General features: G+C 62.8%; 9 protein-coding genes and 1 tRNA gene. 6 read left to right on the top strand and 4 right to left on the bottom strand.

Features of this window, described 5'->3' with window-relative positions; all coding sequences use genetic code 11:
- Positions 1-119 precede the first annotated feature (119 nt).
- Positions 120-1,589, top strand: a complete 1,470-nt coding sequence (gene mltF, locus QWY79_RS13260; protein WP_290273590.1) for a membrane-bound lytic murein transglycosylase MltF — start codon at positions 120-122, stop codon at positions 1,587-1,589.
- Between the two features lie 12 nt (positions 1,590-1,601).
- Here mltF and tadA read toward each other — a convergent pair whose 3' ends face one another.
- Entirely contained in the window at positions 1,602-2,087 is a 486-nt protein-coding gene (gene tadA / locus QWY79_RS13265) for a tRNA adenosine(34) deaminase TadA (RefSeq protein WP_290273650.1), read from the bottom strand.
- A 92-nt stretch (positions 2,088-2,179) separates the two neighbouring features.
- On the opposite strand from tadA, the gene QWY79_RS13270 reads away from it, so the two are divergent.
- The 5 genes from QWY79_RS13270 to QWY79_RS13290 all read left to right on the top strand — a co-directional run bounded on the left by QWY79_RS13270 (position 2,180) and on the right by QWY79_RS13290 (position 6,752).
- Positions 2,180-3,001, top strand: a complete 822-nt coding sequence (locus QWY79_RS13270) for an acyl-CoA thioesterase (protein WP_290273592.1) — start codon at positions 2,180-2,182, stop codon at positions 2,999-3,001.
- Between the two features lie 199 nt (positions 3,002-3,200).
- Positions 3,201-4,511: a glycine cleavage T C-terminal barrel domain-containing protein gene (locus QWY79_RS13275; protein ID WP_290273595.1), complete on the top strand. Its 1,311-nt coding sequence runs from the start codon at positions 3,201-3,203 to the stop codon at positions 4,509-4,511.
- Positions 4,512-4,586: 75 nt separating this feature from the next.
- A tRNA-Thr gene (locus QWY79_RS13280) sits at positions 4,587-4,662 on the top strand.
- Positions 4,663-5,293: 631 nt separating this feature from the next.
- Entirely contained in the window at positions 5,294-5,686 is a 393-nt protein-coding gene (locus QWY79_RS13285; protein WP_290273597.1) for a hypothetical protein, read from the top strand.
- A 145-nt stretch (positions 5,687-5,831) separates the two neighbouring features.
- A complete protein-coding gene (locus QWY79_RS13290) occupies positions 5,832-6,752 on the top strand; it encodes an SH3 domain-containing protein (protein ID WP_290273600.1) in 921 nt (306 codons plus the stop codon).
- A gap of 70 nt (positions 6,753-6,822) precedes the next feature.
- Here QWY79_RS13290 and QWY79_RS13295 read toward each other — a convergent pair whose 3' ends face one another.
- The 3 genes from QWY79_RS13295 to QWY79_RS13305 all read right to left on the bottom strand — a co-directional run bounded on the left by QWY79_RS13295 (position 6,823) and on the right by QWY79_RS13305 (position 17,226).
- Entirely contained in the window at positions 6,823-7,638 is an 816-nt protein-coding gene (locus QWY79_RS13295) for an OmpA family protein (RefSeq protein WP_290273602.1), read from the bottom strand.
- A 17-nt stretch (positions 7,639-7,655) separates the two neighbouring features.
- Complete coding sequence (locus QWY79_RS13300; protein ID WP_353960375.1) at positions 7,656-15,272, bottom strand: YadA-like family protein; 7,617 nt, start codon at positions 15,270-15,272, stop codon at positions 7,656-7,658.
- Positions 15,273-16,164: 892 nt separating this feature from the next.
- Positions 16,165-17,226: an NAD(P)H-dependent flavin oxidoreductase gene (locus QWY79_RS13305; protein WP_290273644.1), complete on the bottom strand. Its 1,062-nt coding sequence runs from the start codon at positions 17,224-17,226 to the stop codon at positions 16,165-16,167.
- Between the last annotated feature and the right edge of the window lie 77 nt (positions 17,227-17,303).

A 17,303-nucleotide genomic window follows, 5' to 3' on the forward strand; every position in this document is an offset into this window, starting at 1 on the left:
TCCCGCGGCGACTGAATGGTCATATGATACTGGAAAGCATGGATGGCGAGAAATCGGGAATGATGACAGGCGCGGGTTCGCTGGGTAAGGTGAAGATCCCTTCACCGCTCAGCACCGCTATGTCCGCAACCCGGCTCGCCCATTTCCGTCGCCACTGGCGTGGCTACCTGACAGCGTGCAGCGCTGTGCTGCTGGCCCTGTTGCCGGTGCCCCCGAGTCATCAGCCGGGCGAGCACCTGCAGGACGTGCTCGAGCGCGACTTCATCAGCGTGCAGACCCGCAACACGCCGACCACCTATTACGAAGGCCGCCAGGGTCCGACCGGCTTCGAATACGAGCTGATGCGGCGCTTCGCCGACCATCTGGGCGTCAGCCTGGCACTCGACGATGATCACAATAGCACCCAGGTGCTGGAGGCCGTGCGCGCTCAGGGCGACATGGGGGCGGCCGCCCTGCCCCTCGACCCGAGTCGCGACGGCCTGATCTTCAGTCGGCCGATCATGCCGCTGCAGCCGCTCGTGGTCTATCGCCGCGGCCTCACGCCACCCGAGAGCATCGCCGACCTGGTGGAGCTGGAGATCGGCACCCTGAGCGGCACCGGCACCGACACCGTGATGCGCGAGCTGCAGGCCGAGCACCCCGAGCTCAGCTGGAAGGAATCCAACGACATGGAGATCGCCTCCCTGTTGAGCCGGGTCGCCAGCGGCGAGCTGGATGCCGCCGTGGTCTACCAGCACCAGTTCCGCCTCAACCGGCTCTTCTTCCCGGAGGTGGAGGACGGCTTCACGCTGGGCAAGCCGCTCTCGCTGGCCTGGGCCTTCCCCGCCGGCCAGGGGCTCGGCCTGGTGCGCGAAGCCAACCGCTTTCTGGCCGACATGCAGGCGTCCGGGTTGCTGCAGCGCCTCGAGACCCGCTACTTCGGCCGCGACAACTATCTCGAATACGTTGGCGCCCGCACCTTCATCCAGCATGCCAAGCAACGACTGCCGGACTATGCCGAACTGTTTCGCGAAGCGGCGCGTGCCACCGGCTTCGACTGGAAGCTGCTGGCTGCGGTGGGCTACCAGGAGTCGCACTGGGACCCCGAGGCCACCTCGCCCACCGGCGTGCGCGGCCTGATGATGCTGACCCTGCCCACCGCCGGTGACCTGGGCGTCGACGACCGTCTCGACCCCGAGCAGAGCATCGCGGGCGGCGCACGCTATCTACGCAGCCTGGAGGAGCGGCTGCCCGAGTCGATCACCGGCGACGACCGTCTCTACATGGCATTGGCCGCCTACAATGTCGGGCTGGGCCACCTGTATGACGCCCGTGATATCACCCAACAGCGCGGCGGCGACCCGGACTCCTGGGTGCATGTGCGCCGCTCGTTACCCCTGCTGCAGGAAAGCCAGTGGCACGAACAGACTCAGCATGGCTACGCCCGAGGGGGCGAGCCGGTGGTGTACGTCCGCAACATCCGCCGCTACTACGAGGTCCTGACCTACGTGGACCGCAGTCAGGAGCAGTTCCATCCCATCAATGCGCGACTGCCGGATGATGCCGTGCCGGGCAGCGGCAGCTTCGATGTCATCCCCCCCAGCTCCTGAGCGGGGCCTCCGTCATCCAGTGCTGTCGTCACTGGCCGGCTGACCTTCCCGCCGCTGGTGGAAGAATCCTTTCAGCTGCCTGGAGATACGCGCTGACAGCACGCCTCCGGTGACCTCGACGCGATGGTTGTACCAGGGCTGGGCAAACAGATTGGCACGCGACTCCACCATGCCGCTGCGTGGCTCGGCAGCCCCATAGACGACACCGGCCAGCCGGGCGTGAATGATGGCACCGGTGCACATCAGGCAGGGCTCCAGGGTGACGAACAGCCTGCACCCCTCCAGCCGGTAATTGCCGACTCTGGCGCCGGCATCGCGCAGGGCGCGCACCTCGGCATGGGCGCTGGGGTCATGGGTCGACACCGGGGCATTGTAGCCCTCGCCGATGATGTCACCGGCCGCATCCACGACCACCGCACCCACCGGCACCTCGCCGGCCTGCTCGGCGCGCCGGGCCTGATCCATGGCACGGTGCATGTAGTATTCATCGCTGCGTATCACCCTGGACTCCAGTAGACTGCCCGACATGAAGATAATGGCGTGCGACACAACGCATACCGCACGCGTCAAGGATCAAGGATACCCCTCCAATGTCCGACTCGCTAAACGCCCTGGTCGAACTGCTCGCCCTGGAACCGTTGGAAGAGAACCTGTTTCGCGGCCACAGCCAGGACCTGGGCCTGCCCCAGCTGTTCGGCGGCCAGGTGCTCGGCCAGGCACTCTCGGCCGCCACGCATACCGTCGATGCCAGCCGCCGCGTGCACTCGTTGCACGGCTACTTCCTGCGCCCCGGGGATCCACGAATGCCGGTGGTCTATCAGGTCGATGCGGTCCGCGATGGCGCCAGTTTCACCACGCGCCGCATCACCGCCATCCAGAAAGGCCGCCCGATCTTCTTCTGCAGCGCCTCCTTCCATGGCCAGGAAACCAGCATAGCGCACCAGCCACGGATGCCGGACGTGGCCGCGCCGGAAGCGCCGGAGGCCGACGACGACCGCATCACCCGCTTCCCCGGCCACCCCATCGAATTCCGCCATGTAGAGGACAGCGCCGAACCCGGCCAGCCGGCCCGCAAGCGCCTGTGGTTCCGCCTGGCCGGCGAGCTGCCCGACGACCCGGCCCTGCACCGCTACCTGTTGGCCTACAGCTCGGACTTCAACCTGCTGACCACGGCACTGGTACCCCATGGCATTCAGTTCGGCGACCCCGGGCTGCAGATCGCCAGCCTCGATCACTCGCTGTGGTTCCACCATGACGTCAGGGTCAACGACTGGCTACTGTATGACATGGACAGCCCCTGGGCCGGCGGCGCACGCGGCTTCAGTCGCGGCAGCATCTTCGACCGCAGCGGTCGGCTGGTCGCCTCCAGCGCCCAGGAAGGGTTGACGCGAGTGCGCGATACCGACGCCTGAAGAAGGCCAACGCCCGACCCGTGTCGCCACTAGCAACTCCAGCGTCGTCATGGAGACGCTGGCACACAGCTGCACTCCTACCTTGAAAATAATGGCGGATTGCATCCACCTCCGGTCCTCACCGGCAAGCGGATATCCGCCAGGAGCTCGTGATGAGACCCGTCTCGAACTTTCAGCCAAGGACGAGGAGTGCCGCGCCATGTCCAACGTCAACTTCCAAGCTTCCATCGATCAGAGCGATCGCCTGGTGCCGGTCAACCTCCGTCAGAGCGGTGACCCCGGCATTCAACTGCTGCTTTCCAACCGGGTGCGCAAATCGCCCTACTGGCACCTCTCTGTCGAGGCCGGCTGCTGGAAGGCGACTGTCTACAACCGCATGTACCATCCACGCGCCTATGTACGCCCCGAGGACGGCGGGGCCATGGAAGAGTATCGCGCCCTGGTCAATGACGTGACGCTGTGGAACGTCGCGGTGGAGCGCCCCATTCGCGTCAAGGGACCCGAGGCCGAAGCCTTTTGCAATTACGTCTGCACCCGCGATGTGACACGGGTCCCGACGATGATGGGTCGCTATGTGGTGCTCTGCGACGAGCGTGGCCGCGTGCTCAACGACCCGGTCATGCTGCGCGTCGCCGACGACGAGTTCTGGTTCACCATCAGCGACTCCGACCTGGCCTACTGGTTCCGCGGCATCAACCACGGCATGGGTTACGACGTACAGATCGACGAAATCGACGTCAGCCCGCTGCAGATCCAGGGTCCCAAGTCCGAGGACCTGGTCGCCGACCTGGTCGGCGAAGCAGTACGCGACGTGCCCTACTACGGCCTGATGGCCGCGCAAATCGAGGGCGTCGATGTCTTGATCTCGCAGACCGGCTTCTCCGGCGAGAAGGGCTACGAGGTCTATGCCTACGATTCGACATTGAACGCCGAAACCGTCTGGAACGCCATTCGAAGTGCCGGCGAGAAATACAACCTGATGGTCATCGCCCCGGCCCACCATCGCCGTATCGCCGCCGGCATCCTCTCCTACGGCCAGGACCTGGACCACGAGACCAACCCCTTTCAGTGCAACCTGGGCCACATGGTGCCCAAGGGCAAGGAGGCCGACTACATCGGCAAGGACGTACTGGAAGAGACGCGTGCCCAGGTCAATGCCGGCAATCCGCCCTTCACCCACCAACTGGTGGGCCTGAAACTCGACGGCAAACCCATCGAGGACTATGCACCGGACTTCTGGCTGGTCGGCCCGGACGCCGAGAGCGCCCCCTGCGGCTGGATCACCTCGCCCTGGTACTCGCCGGAACTCGGCACCAACATCGCGATGGCCTATGTGCCGGTCGCCTCGGCGGTGCTGGGTACTGAACTGGTGGCCTGGCTCCCCGACGAGTTTCTCGACATCCCGGGGCAGCCCGTCGCCGCCACCGTATGCGAGATGCCCTTCCGCGAGTCCGTCAACCCGAGCTCTCGCGAGCGCGCCAAGGCCGCCGGTCGCGACTATGCCTATTGAGGGACGGCAGAGGCCTGCCTCGCCGAGGCAGGCCTCTGGAAAAAGCGGCACGCCAGGCGTTACGCTCGGCATGAAGCCGGTGTAGCTCAGCTGGCAGAGCAACGCACTCGTAATGCGTAGGTCGGTGGTTCGAGTCCACTCACCGGCACCAGCCGCAAACGGCAACGGCCACCCGTCACATTGACGCGGTGGCCGTTCTTTTACTGTTCACCCTTTATCGGGGTTACAAACCGCAATGACCAATACAAAACTTCACCGTTAGCCAAACATATTCTTAGCCCAAGGCTACGCCTCAAACGGGAGCCAGATAACCGGCACCAGCCCTTATGAAGCATACTTACGTCAGCGATAGCCGATCCTGTCCTCACCTGGCTCAGAAACCGCACCGGACAAAACGTAGCCCCTGTCACCCTGGGTACAAGCCGCGTTGTTACGATATTGGTCGACGTGGCAAATACCCTGCATGGTCAGCGTTAACCCACGAGCGCCAGAGCTCGCAATTTCCAACAACAGGGAAGGTGACCTGACCCAAGGCACGTACAGCCTTGGCAAAGCATGGCCCGGTTCGCCAGCACTTGCTGCAAGACGTCAAAGATACCATTGAGATGACGACTGGATTGATGGTGTAGTACCACAAAAGCCTGTCAACAGCACAATGGGTATTGTTGCACTCAGCCCCTTGCTACGAACAGAAGAGTCCTTCAAAATTCATAAGACACTATCAATAGCGCCAAAAACCTATAAAGCATTTCAGCATCACCAACATACAAGGCCTCTCAATAATGATACGCAAATTTTCCCTTCCTGTAGCGGCTTTAGGCTTTTCCTTTCTGATGACAGGTTGTCTTCCAGAACATTCAGAATCTCCCCAGATTGATCAATCAAGTCTGTGCATTGCCACTACAGATCAACAGGCAATGGAGTGCCCAGAAGGCGAGCTATTCATGGCCAGATTGACACCATCAAACCGTGATTTACGCGCCTTTAATACACTGAACACCGCAGCACTATACTGCGACACCAACTACCCAATTTTTGAAAATAATGCCGGTATCATCTGTGTCCTCACCCACCAACGTGTCGATATGCTCACTGAGGGAGAGGCATCTTCAGCAGGGATGGAGTCGAATCAGCAAGCCCAGAGGGATAAGGCAAATGAAGACAACAACCAATAACCCGACGATCCGGCATCAATTTTCAGCCAGGCTGATACCTTGCTGATATGGCGACGGTATGCTCGATATCATGCACGTTACATTGTAACCTTGATTCACGGAACCTGTCTTCCGGCAAACAATATCGGCACACAAGGGGTGACCAATGAAATGGAAACTGGCCATTCTCAGCCTTCTTGGCCTCCATGCTTCCCTGGCCATGGCGGATTTTGAAAAAGGTACCGACGAATACCAACGAGGCAATTTCGCCTCCGCCATCTATGAATGGCGTCAGTCCGCCGAGCAAGGAAGTGCTCGCTCTCAGTTCCGCCTCGCCGAAATGTATGCGCAAGGTAAGGGAACCCAAAAGGATCTCGAAAAATCCCAAAAATGGTATCGACTGGCCGCTGACAGTGGTTACGCACCTGCACAGATGAAGCTCGCCGAGCAGTACCTATCCGGCGATGATAATAATACCGACCCTGACCCTGCGATGGCGGCTCGTTGGTATCAGCAAGCCGCGGAACAGGGAGAAGCTAAAGCTCAGTTTCAATTGGCTCTACTCTATCTGGAAGGCAAGGGCGTCAAACAGAATGATACTGAGACAGCCAAGTGGCTCGAGGCCGCTGCCAAGCAAGATGTTGTCGCAGCCCAGAACAACCTCGGCTCCTTCTACGAAAATGGCCGCGGCGTGGAACAGGACTATGGCGAAGCCATCAAGTGGTATCGCAGAGCGGCTCAGGCCGGTGACGCTTATGCCCAGAACAACCTTGGTGCCATGTACGCCCAGGGCAAGGGGGTGGAAAGCAATCATGCCTGGGCTGTCTTCTGGTTCGCCATGTCAGCACAGCAAGGCAACGACGTTGCCGCCGAGAATATTTCGTCAAGCCTTGAGCACCTACAAGCTAGTGAAGTGCAAGTCGGCACCGCCAACATTCGTGCCGGCAATTCTACCGACCACGATATCATCACCAAGGTCCAGCAAGGCGATACCTTACGCATCCTGGGAAGCTCTGATGGCTGGAGCCAAGTCTACCTGCCACAACAGGAAGGACTCGGCTGGATATCCTCCAGTCTGCTGGAGTAACGGCGCACCCGTGAACATAGCCCCCATGGGAGCCTGGCCCCCACGGGAGAGTTCGAAACAGCCGGCGGGCTCAGCGCTGCCCGCCCTTCACCTCGATATCGACACGACGGTTGGGTTGTAGACACTCCTTCAATCCAAGCGTCCCCCGACTCCCCTCGCAACGCGTTACCGGTTGACGCTCTCCGAGACCACGACTCTGAATCACCATCGGCTCTAGACCGTTATCGATCAGGGCGGAGCGCACCGTAGTGGCACGCCGCTCGGACAGGGCCTGATTGTAGGCATCACTGCCTAGCCGGTCCGTGTGGCCCACAACCATCACCTCGGGATCGACGAAGTCATTACGGATACGCTCTGCCAGTTCGTCGACCTGCCGCTGCCCTTCCGGCGATAATTGGGCGCTGTCGAAATCGAACAGCGTATCGGCCGCCAGGGACATACGTGTCGGTTCATCTGCGCGGGGCTCAAGCAAAGCGGCACAACGCGACTCACGCCAATGCAGGCTCTCGGCCAGCATGGCGTCATCGAACTGTACCTGATACTGGCAAGTCATGTAGCCCCCATAACCGGCCGGCAGATGGAAGATATAGTTCCACTTGCGCACCCCGAACAGACCCTCGGAAAAATGCGGTCTCCCAAGCAGATCATAGATCTGATCCTTGGAGACCCCAGCCTGCATCTTGCGCAGATTCTCGATACTGACGTAGGTCCCCTGTTCGAGCCAGGCATCGCCTGGCTCGGGAAACGTCACCTCGCTCTCGGCCCCGGCGGTGGGCGAGGTTTCCGCCTCGCCCTGGCCGCTGGTGGCACACCCCGGCAAGGCCAGGGACATCATGCCGGCGGCTCCGATCGCCAGTACCGTTGTGCAACAGCGTCTATGTTCCATGATTGATCTCCCTGCGATTACCAGTGGAAGCCAGCGCCGACACCGGCACCGAAGTTACCCTGCGAGTCACCCGTAGCATTGAGCTTCACCACCCAGCGACCATTGTCAGAGAGGCGAGAGGCCCCGACGGAAACCGCCGACTCACCGTTATAAGTACCCGCACCAGCAGACACCATACTCTTGCCAGGAAGATAAGCCTGAGGCACTGAGGCAGCGGCAATAGCACTGGCCGAGCCTGCATTGGCATTGTCTTCAACTTTATTGATGCGATTGCCGAGCCCATCGATCTGCTGGCTGAACTGGCGATTCAGATCCTGCAATTGACCCACGTTGGCCGCATCCGTCGGCGCTTCGCCAGCCGCCACGTTGTGGATCTGCGTCGGCGTTCCCTCCTGCCCCATCGTCACCGAGCTGTAATCCACACTTCCGTCGTCGTTGCGGTCGTAGTTCACCGCCCCGGCCTGCACCGACTCCAGCTGGCGTACGTTGACCGCGTCCGTGGCTTGGGTACCGCCCGCCACGTTGGTGATCTGACGCTCGCCGCCTTCGCTGCCCACCGAGACCGCGCCTTGAGTCGAGGCCACGGATTCGCCCGAGAAGGCTTCCTCGGCACCGTTCATGCCTTCACGAGTGGCTTGCGAGCCAGCCCCCAGCGCCACGCCGCCTTCACTCTCGGCCACCGCGCCGTCGCCGGTCGCCACGCTGTGATCACCCCGGGCAACGCTCTCCGGCCCCATGGCCACGCTCTCGGCACCCTCGGCACGCGCATCCGCCGCTTCCGAGTTGGCCTTGAAGTACTTACTGCCTTCCTCGTTGATATTGGTGACCTGTTCCTGAACCTCCCACAACTGGCCTCCGTTCACCGCGTCGGAACTGCTCTCGGAAACATCGCCATCCGCGACATTGGTGATAGTGGTTCCACCGTCACCCTCCAGGGTGATCGAGTCGTAGTTGGTACTACCGTCGTCGTTGGAGTCGTACTTCACCGCCTGGTCATCCAGCTGGCTCACCTCATCATCCAGATTGGACACATCGCCCTCGACGTTGGTGACACGACCGTCAATATCCGAGACGCTGCCTTGCAAGTCCGTGACATCGCCCTCGACGTTGCCGACCCGGCCTTCCACGCTTTCCACCGCCTGATTGGTGGCATACAGCTGGCTACCGTTGATGGCATCCGTGCTCTGAGCGGAGACACGTCCCGCCGCCACGTTGGTGATGGTCCGCTCGGCACCGGCGGAGCCGACGCTGAGCGTCCCGACCGGCGAAGCGCCAGCGAAGGCATAGGTCTGGCCGCCGACCGTGATATCGGCAGTACCAACCGCCGCTTCGGTCGTAGCACCCGAACCCAGCGCCACACTACCGACCTCACTGGCCGTGGCGCCGTCACCCATGGCCACGGCTCCATCGGCGGTAGCTTCGGCATCCACCCCGGCCGCGATGGCGTTCACGCCGGTCGCACCATCGTTGGCATAGTTGTCGCCCTGGGTACCACCATCATTGACGCTGTAGTAATGCGTTTGGCCTTCTTCCAGGGCTTGCTGGGTTTCCCACAGCTGGCTGCCATTCACTGCATCGGCGCTATCTTCATTGATAGCACCATCGGCGACTCCCGAGACCTGGCCACTATCATCCGCATTGATGGTGACGTCGCCGAACTGCGGGGCATCTGTCATTTGCAGCTGGATGGCCCCCGTATCCGGGTCGGTCACCGTCTTCAGGTTGCCGCCACTATAGGTGCCGCCTGCTGTGGCCTCACCGGTGACGGCCAGAGTCTGACCTAGGTCACGATGGACAACATCGCCTTCGTTACCTGAGAAGTTGATGCCCTCGGCCGTCAACTCATCGCCGGCCCTATCGACATACTGCTTGTTGACCGCATCGCCCTCATTCACCGGGTCGCCGACGTTGGTGATGGTGTCGCCATCCATGTCGATCCCATCGTCGTTGAGGGTCGGGCCATCGGTGCCGATGGTCACCTCATCGGCCAGGTCGAAGGTGACGGCTTCCTGGGCGCCATCGGTGGCGTTCTTGGCGATCACTAGGTTGCCGTCGGTGTTGGCCAAATCCACCGCATCTCCCGGGGCAACATTGGTAGTGTCCGCTCCTTGGGCGCTTAGATCCCAGCCTTGGCTGGCATTCTCCACAGCCTGGTTGGTGGCGAACAACTGGCTGCCGTTGACCGCATCCGTGCTGTCGGCCGAGAGACGACCCGCCGCCACGTTGGTGATCGTGCGCTCCGCGCCCACGTCACCCACGCTAACCGTGCTATCCGGCGTGATGCCGGCGAAGTCATAGTCGGTACCGGCAATCGTCGTCCCCGGTGTGGCCACCGGCTCGGCGGTCACCGAGTTGCTGCCCAGTGCCACGCTCTGGTCGTGGCTGACCGTTGCTCCGGTCCCCAGCGCGACGCCCTGCTCGGCCTCGGACAGCGATTCGGTCCCCAGCGCCATGCCATCAGCCAGCATCACCTCGGCACCGTCACCGATGGCGGTGCCGCCGGGAGCCATCTGACCAACGGTGGCACCGTTGCCCATGCCGATGCCGGCATCGCCGTTGACCACCGTGGTCGGCCCCACCGCGATACTGTCCTCGCCCACCGCAAGCGAGTCCGGCTGATCCGAATTGGCATGGAAGTACTTAGTGCCGGTATCGATCACCGAGCCAATGGCCCCCTGCAACTGACGCACCGTCACGGCGTCCTGTGACTGGGTACCATCCGCCACATTGGTGATCTGGCGGTAGGAGTCGCTGTCGCCCACAGAGACGGCCCCCAGCAATTCCTTGTCGGTGGTGTTGTAGGTAATGGTCGCGCTACCCGCCGGGATCGCGCCCGAAGCCGGTGCCAGGGCACGATTGGCGACCGAGCCGCTGCCCAGCGCCACGCTGCCTTCGATGGTCGCCTGGGCGCCGAAGCCCAGCGAGGTGGCCCCATCCGCCGAGGCCAGGGCACCCACGCCACCGGCCAGGGCATTCACACCAGTGGCCCCATCGTTGTCGTAGTTGCCACCGATCACCCCATCGTCGTTGACGCTGTAGTAGTGAGTCTCGATGCCCTTGAGCTGCGAGACGTTCACTGCGTCGGTGTCGGCACTGCCCGCCGCGACGCCGGTGATCTGGCGCTCACCGGGCTCCGTCAGCTGGTTGCCGTCCTCATCGAAGACCGCGACCTGGCCGATGGCCAGCTCGCCTTTGGAAGTCTGCGGTGCCTCCAGACCGTAGCCCACATAGTTATCCTGCGGGCCCCGTACCGTCCGAGAGGCCCCACCCAGGGCGACGCTCTGCTCATGCACCGCCGTGGAGCGCGCCCCGATCGCCATGCTGCCGAACGCCTGGGCGTCAGCATTCGAGCCCAGGGCCGAGGAGCCCTGACCGGCAGCGACACTGTTATTACCGAGTGTCGTGCTGCGCAGCCCGCTGGCCTCGGCCTCGGTGCCCACTGACAGGGCATCTTCCGCATTTGCCACGGCTTCAAGGCCGATCGCCGAAGAACGCAGCCCGGTGGCCAGCGACATTTGGCCGAGGGCCATCGAGTTTTCCCCCGACGCTTCCGCCGTATTGCCGGCAGCGAAGGCATTCAGCGCCGAGGCATCCGAGCTATTGCCAAGCGCCATGGCATGCTGTGAGGTCGCCGAGGCCTCCGTGCCCAGGGCCAAGGTGTCGAGCGCCCCGCTAGTGGCGTTGTTGCCCACCGCGAAGGCGCCGTCACCGGTCACCATGTTGTCGTTGCCCATGGCCACGGCACCGTCACCGGTGGCCTGGTTGTTGACGCCCATGGTGATCGAGCCATTGCCATCGGCGGTATTACTGTCACCGATCGCCAGGGCCCCGTCACCCTCGGAGGTGTTGTTGTTACCCACGGCCACCGCACCGGTCCCTTCGGCGTAGTTGTCCTTGCCCAGCGCCAGGGCGCCGTCGCCGATGGCGGTACTCGGGTCGCCGATCGACACCGCGCCATCGCCCGTGGCGGTATTGCCGTAGCCGATGGAGATCGCCTGGCCGCCATTGGCCGTGGCGTCACGCCCGATGGCAACGGAGCCCCCTGAATCGGCGCTGGCAAACTGGCCGATGGCCACGCTGTCCACACCAGTGGCACTGGTGTTATAGCCCAGTGCCAGGGCGCGTTCAGCACCAGCTCCAGTGGACGCCGCCACCCCGGCGGCCAGGGAGTCCACACCCTCGGCACCGTCGTTAGCGTAGTTGTCCTGCTGAGTACCCCCGTCGTTGACGCTGTAGTAATGGGTTCGGTTCTCGTCGAAGTAGTCGAGATTGACCGCATCGCCGCCATCCACCGGGTCGCCGACATTGGTGATGGTGTCGCCGCCCATATCGATGCCGTCGTCATTGAGGGTTGGCCCATCGGTGCCAATGCTCACCTCATTGGCCAGATCGAAGGTCACTTCCTCGCGGCCGTTGGCGGTCGCCTGGGTCACCTCCAGGTTGCCGTCGGCGTTGCGCAGGTTGACCTCGCCATCCGGCGCCACGTTGGTGGCCATACCGTCCTGGGCACTGAGGTTCCAGCCGGCGTTGGCCACGTCGCTGACGTCCTCCAGCTGGCCGACGTTGACCGCGTCGTCGGCGTCCTGGCCATCGGCCACTCCGCCGATGCGACCACTGTCGCCTTCGTTGATGGTCACGTCGCCGAACTGCGGCGCGTCGGTCATCTGCAGCTGGATCGCCCCGGTCGCCGGGTCGGTCACCGTCTGCAGATTCTCGCCGCTGTAGGTGCCGCCCGCCGAGGCCTCGCCGGTGATCGCCAGGGTCTGCCCCAGGTCGCGATGCACGTCGCCAGCGCTGTTGTCGTTGCCGGTGAAGTCCATCCCCTGGGCGATCAGGGCGTCACTGGTGTCATCGACATAGGTCTTGTTGGCGGCATCACCGCCATTGGTCGGCGTCCCCACATTGGTGATGGTGTCGCCGTCCATGTCGATGCCGTCGTCGTTGAGGGTCGGCCCATCGGTACCGATGCTCACCTCATTGGCCAGATCGAAGGTCACTTCCTCGCGGCCGTTGGCGGTCGCCTGGGTCACCTCCAGGTTGCCGTCGGCGTTGCGCAGGTTGACCTCGCCATCCGGCGCCACGTTGGTGGCACCACCGTCCTGGGCACTGAGATTCCAGCCCTGGTTGGCAGTGTCAGCCGCCTCTTCCACGGCCTGGTTGGTGGCGAACAGCTGGCTGCCGTTGATGGCATCCGTGCTGCTGGCCGAGATCCGGCCGGCCGCCACATTGGTGAGCGTACGCTCGTTGCCCACGTCCCCCACGCTTACCGTGCCGGTCGGCGTGCCACCGGCAAAGGTATAGTTGGTTCCCGACAGGGTGATATCCGTCGTGCCCACCGGTGCGGCGGTTACCGAGTCGAGCCCCAGCGCCACACTGCCGGCATGGTCTGCCGATGCGCCGTTGCCCATGGCAATCCCATCGTCGGCCCCGACATAAGCATCCGTACCGATCGCGATACCGTCGAACAACCCCGTCTCCGTGGAGGCCTCGGTACCCAGCGCAATATTGCGCTGACCGCTGGCTGCAGCATCAGTACCGATCGCCAGGTCATTCGTGCCGAACGAGGACGCATTGCTGCCAATCGCAATCTGCTGATTGCCGAATACATCGTTGCTGGCACCAGGGCCCAGGGCAATAGAGTCTATCGCTAGTGACTCTGCGTCAGTGCCAATCGCCACGCTGTCAGCCTGTTGGGCAAAAGCCCCATAGCCCATGGCGATACCTCCATTCCCCACTGCCGAGGCATCCACCCCGGCGGCGATGGCATTAACGCCCGTCGCGCCGTCGTTGTCGTAGTTGCCACCCTGCACACCGTCGTCATTGACGCTGTAGTAGCGCGTACGGTTCTCGTCGAAGTAGTCGAGATTGAGCGCATCGTCACCGTTCACCGGCGCGGCTACGTTAGAGACGGTCTGGCCGCCGGCATCGATGCCACCGCTATTTGTCACGCTGGGGCCACCGTTGGCAACGGTCAGGCCGTCATTGGTCACGGTGGTGACGTTGCCACTGCCGTCATCCACGGCCAGCCCGCTGTCGTCCAGGGTGCTGTTGCCGGTGGTGACGCTGCCATTGGTGCCCAGATCGATGTTCTCGGCGAGCTGGATGGCCAGCGTGTCGCTGCCATCGCCCTCCACGCCGATGTTGCCGTTGGTCAGCGTGCCGGTAGACCCGCCGGTAACGTTCAGGGTCTCGCCGAGCTGGCGGTCCACGTCGGTGCCACTGTCGCCGGCGAAGGTCAGCGGCGTACCGGCCTTCTGATCGACCGCTGCCAGTTGCGAGACGTTCACCGCATCGGTATCTGCCGAACCGGCGGCCACATTGGTAATGCGCCGCTCGCTGCCGGCATCGCCCACCGACACCTCGCTGGTGGCCGTCGGCGCCGTAACGGCAATCGGGGTGCCCGTCGCGTCCAACGGCTGGAAGGCGGCATCGCCCAGGGCATCGCCATCGGCAAGCGAGCCGCTCCCCAACGCCACGCTGTCGGCGACAGAGGCTTCCGCGGTATCACCGATGGCCACAGTCCCGGCATCCAGTGCACTGCTGGTGTTGCCGAGCGCCACCGAGCCCTGGCCGATCACCTCGTTCTGGTAACCGATACCGACTGCTCCCTGGGCCGCCGTGCCGGCAGAGCCCACCGCCTGGCCACCGCCACCCACCATATTGGTGTTGCCAAGTGCCACGGTGCCGTCGCCGGTCGCCGTATTGTCCATACCTTGTGCCACGGCGCCGTTGCCGGTCGCCGTATTGGGATCGCCGATCGCCACGGCACCATCGCCCGAGGCGACGTTTTCCGCCCCGATCGACACCGCCTTGCCGTTGGTGGCGGAAGCATTCGTGCCGATGGCCACCGCGTCCTCGGTATCGGCCGTTGCGCCTGTGCCCATGGCAATGGCCGAGATACCGGAAGCCGTGGCGACATCACCGAAGGCAATCGCGTTTCCCTCACTGGCCTCGGTGTTGTTACCAAAGGCCATCGCATCGGTCGCGGAAGCGTTGACTCCCCGACCGATCGCCATGCTCCTTAGAGACGAGGCAGTCGCATCGTTGCCAATGGCCATAGAGGCAAACCCAGTCGCAGATACCGGCGCCGCATCCGTCGCCCCGATGCCGATCGACCGGTTACCTGTCGCCTGGGTGCCAATCCCCAAGGCTGTCGCCGACAACTGCGTTCCTCCGCCGCCAGCTCCCGCGACAGCACCAAACCCTACGGCGACCCCACCATAGGATTCCGCCAGCCCACCCAGGGCTACGCCACCTGCGGTGGTGCCCGCTCCGGTGTCGACAGCTTCAGCACGAGCTCCACGCCCGATGGCGATCGCGCTTTCACCATCAGCTTCGGCGTTATTACCGAGAGCAACGGCCCACGTGTTACATGCCGTGGCACCATTGGCAATAGCGATGCGTCCGTCATCGTCAGTGCAATCATCGCCACCACCAGCCTCGTAGGCCTGGGCCGGGGAAAGCGCACCAATGCCTGCAACCAGTCCCAAGGCCAGCGAGACACGGCGCACCAGCCCATCACGAGACTTGGTGCGACGCTTAGCCAGCTCGGACGTCACGACAGACTGCCCGCGGGAAACGCTCCAAACGATGCAAAAGATAGTATTCATACTGCTCCCTTCCTTAATCCCCATGCGCGAGACCAGGTTGCTTCATTTAGCGCAAATGTTGTTCTCATGCGATAACCCTAGATTTCACAGGTGCTTCCTTCTTCTAAGGCCAAAGCAAGATTCCATGTCACGCCGAGCACTTGGCTACCACCTGGGCCAGCACGTGCTTACCGGGCCTCGGTCACGAAGCCGAGTGTGGCAACGAGCTTTCGGACACTAGTTCCCATGCCAGAAGCTTATAGAAAACTAAACAAAGCGAGACTAATAAAGCCACCTCGCTATACCAAGGTAGTTTGAGTTAACTAATACTATCAAGGTTAGATTTCTAATCTCTCTCCAGCAGAAGACGATTTGATTTATAACTAATTGAAGTTAAAGCCTTTTAGCCAGAGCCGCGGGTGATGATCACCACCTCTGATACCCTGTTCTTGAAATCCAGGGGTGGGAGGATAAACGTCCAGGATGTGAGAAAGCAGGAGCCCCTACTGCTTCGTCACTCGACAAACGGCGGCTGCCAAGCTTGTACGATTTGAACACCTGAGCTTCTATGAAGTCGCCAGGCATAAAGTCACTTGTAGGTCCACCAGCTACCAATGCTGCAAACGGAAACGGCCACCCGTCACATTGACGCGGTGGCCGTTCTTTTCACTGCAAGCTTTTTGTCGGGAGGCTCGGGGCAGTAACCAATAAAAAACCCAAGCGCCCTGCATGGAGGACCCTTGGGTTTGCGGTATCCCCCAACTTCCCTGTTGGAGACATCTCGTCGGGCGCCCTTCCGATGATCCCCGGAGGATGCCATCCCTGGCGAGCCACGATCTCTCACTGAGATGAATACCGCAGTCATCACTCTAGACACCCTATGCCGGCCCTAGCCAGCTATATCCCGTGAACTATTGTGAAGCCATCCGACCAATGCTCATGAGGCCCTGGCCTGCTGCCATTCATCGGCGAGTGCACTTACCAGTTGCGCGGCCGACAACTCGCGCACCATGGAAGCCCCTTGGCCTGCCCAGTGAGCGGCAAAGTCGTGATTGCCTTGCGCACTGGCTGCGGCATGCAGGGCCTTGGCGGCGTCATATACTACCGGGTAATCGGCCGTAACTCGCGCGTCGGGAATCTCGTGCAGTCGGTTGGCCAGCCCACGCGCCGGCCGCCCGGAGATCGCCCGGGTCAGGCGCGTGTGCTTCGCCGCATCACTCTTGAGGTGGTAGCGATACGCCTCATCGGCGGCGGACTCCGGGCAGAGAATGAAGGCCGTACCCAGTTGCACGGCCGAGGCCCCCAGCCGCAAGGCCCCGTCGATACCGAAGCCATCCATGATGCCGCCGGCAGCAATCACCGGAAGCTGGGTGCGCACCGACAGGCAGCGCACCAGGGCCAGCATGCCCATGGCGTCATCCTGCTCGGGCTCGAACACACCACGATGACCGCCCGCCTCGACGCCCTGCGCCACCAGCGCATCCACACCCTGGCGCTCGGCCTGAGCAGCTTCACCGATCGTGGTCACGCAGGCCAGCGTCAGGCAACCCGCCTCACGCAAGCGCTGCACGACCGCCTCGCCCGGCAGGCCGAAGTGAAAGCTGACCACCGCCGGCCGCTCCTCCAGCAGCATCTCGAGCATGGCAGTATGGCCGACAAAGCTCTGATAGATTTCCCGCAACGCCGACGGCGGTTGCGCACCGAACTCGGCGAAACGCGGCGCCAGGTGCTCGAGCCAGGCCGCCTCCCCCGTCTCATCGCGCACGGCGGGACGATGGCAGAAAAAGTTGGCATTGATCGGGCCGCTGGTCAGTTCGCGGGTAGCGCGAATCTGCTCACGCGCCTTGTCGACACCACTGGTGCCCAGGCCCAGCGAGCCGACCCCCCCGGCATTGGTCACCGCCGCCGCCAGGGCCGGCGTCGCAACACCCGCCATCGGCGCCTGGATGATCGGATAGCGGATACCCAGTCGTTGGCAGAACGCCTCGACATATGGCATGGCAACATTCCTCGCTGTTTCGGCATACCGCCTGCCTCGCCCGGGCCGGCGGCCCGAGCGAGGCAGGCGGCGCCTCC

It is taken from the genome of Halomonas sabkhae, from assembly GCF_030409265.1.
GTDB lineage: Bacteria > Pseudomonadota > Gammaproteobacteria > Pseudomonadales > Halomonadaceae > Halomonas > Halomonas halmophila.

Coding starts and splice junctions, on each gene's coding strand:
- mltF (WP_290273590.1), top strand. CDS start 120: ATGTCCGCAACCCGGCTCGCCCATTTCCGTCGCCACTGGCGTGGCTAC.
- QWY79_RS13270 (WP_290273592.1), top strand. CDS start 2,180: ATGTCCGACTCGCTAAACGCCCTGGTCGAACTGCTCGCCCTGGAACCG.
- QWY79_RS13275 (WP_290273595.1), top strand. CDS start 3,201: ATGTCCAACGTCAACTTCCAAGCTTCCATCGATCAGAGCGATCGCCTG.
- QWY79_RS13285 (WP_290273597.1), top strand. CDS start 5,294: ATGATACGCAAATTTTCCCTTCCTGTAGCGGCTTTAGGCTTTTCCTTT.
- QWY79_RS13290 (WP_290273600.1), top strand. CDS start 5,832: ATGAAATGGAAACTGGCCATTCTCAGCCTTCTTGGCCTCCATGCTTCC.
- QWY79_RS13295 (WP_290273602.1), bottom strand. CDS start 7,638: ATGGAACATAGACGCTGTTGCACAACGGTACTGGCGATCGGAGCCGCC.
- QWY79_RS13300 (WP_353960375.1), bottom strand. CDS start 15,272: ATGGGGATTAAGGAAGGGAGCAGTATGAATACTATCTTTTGCATCGTT.
- QWY79_RS13305 (WP_290273644.1), bottom strand. CDS start 17,226: ATGCCATATGTCGAGGCGTTCTGCCAACGACTGGGTATCCGCTATCCG.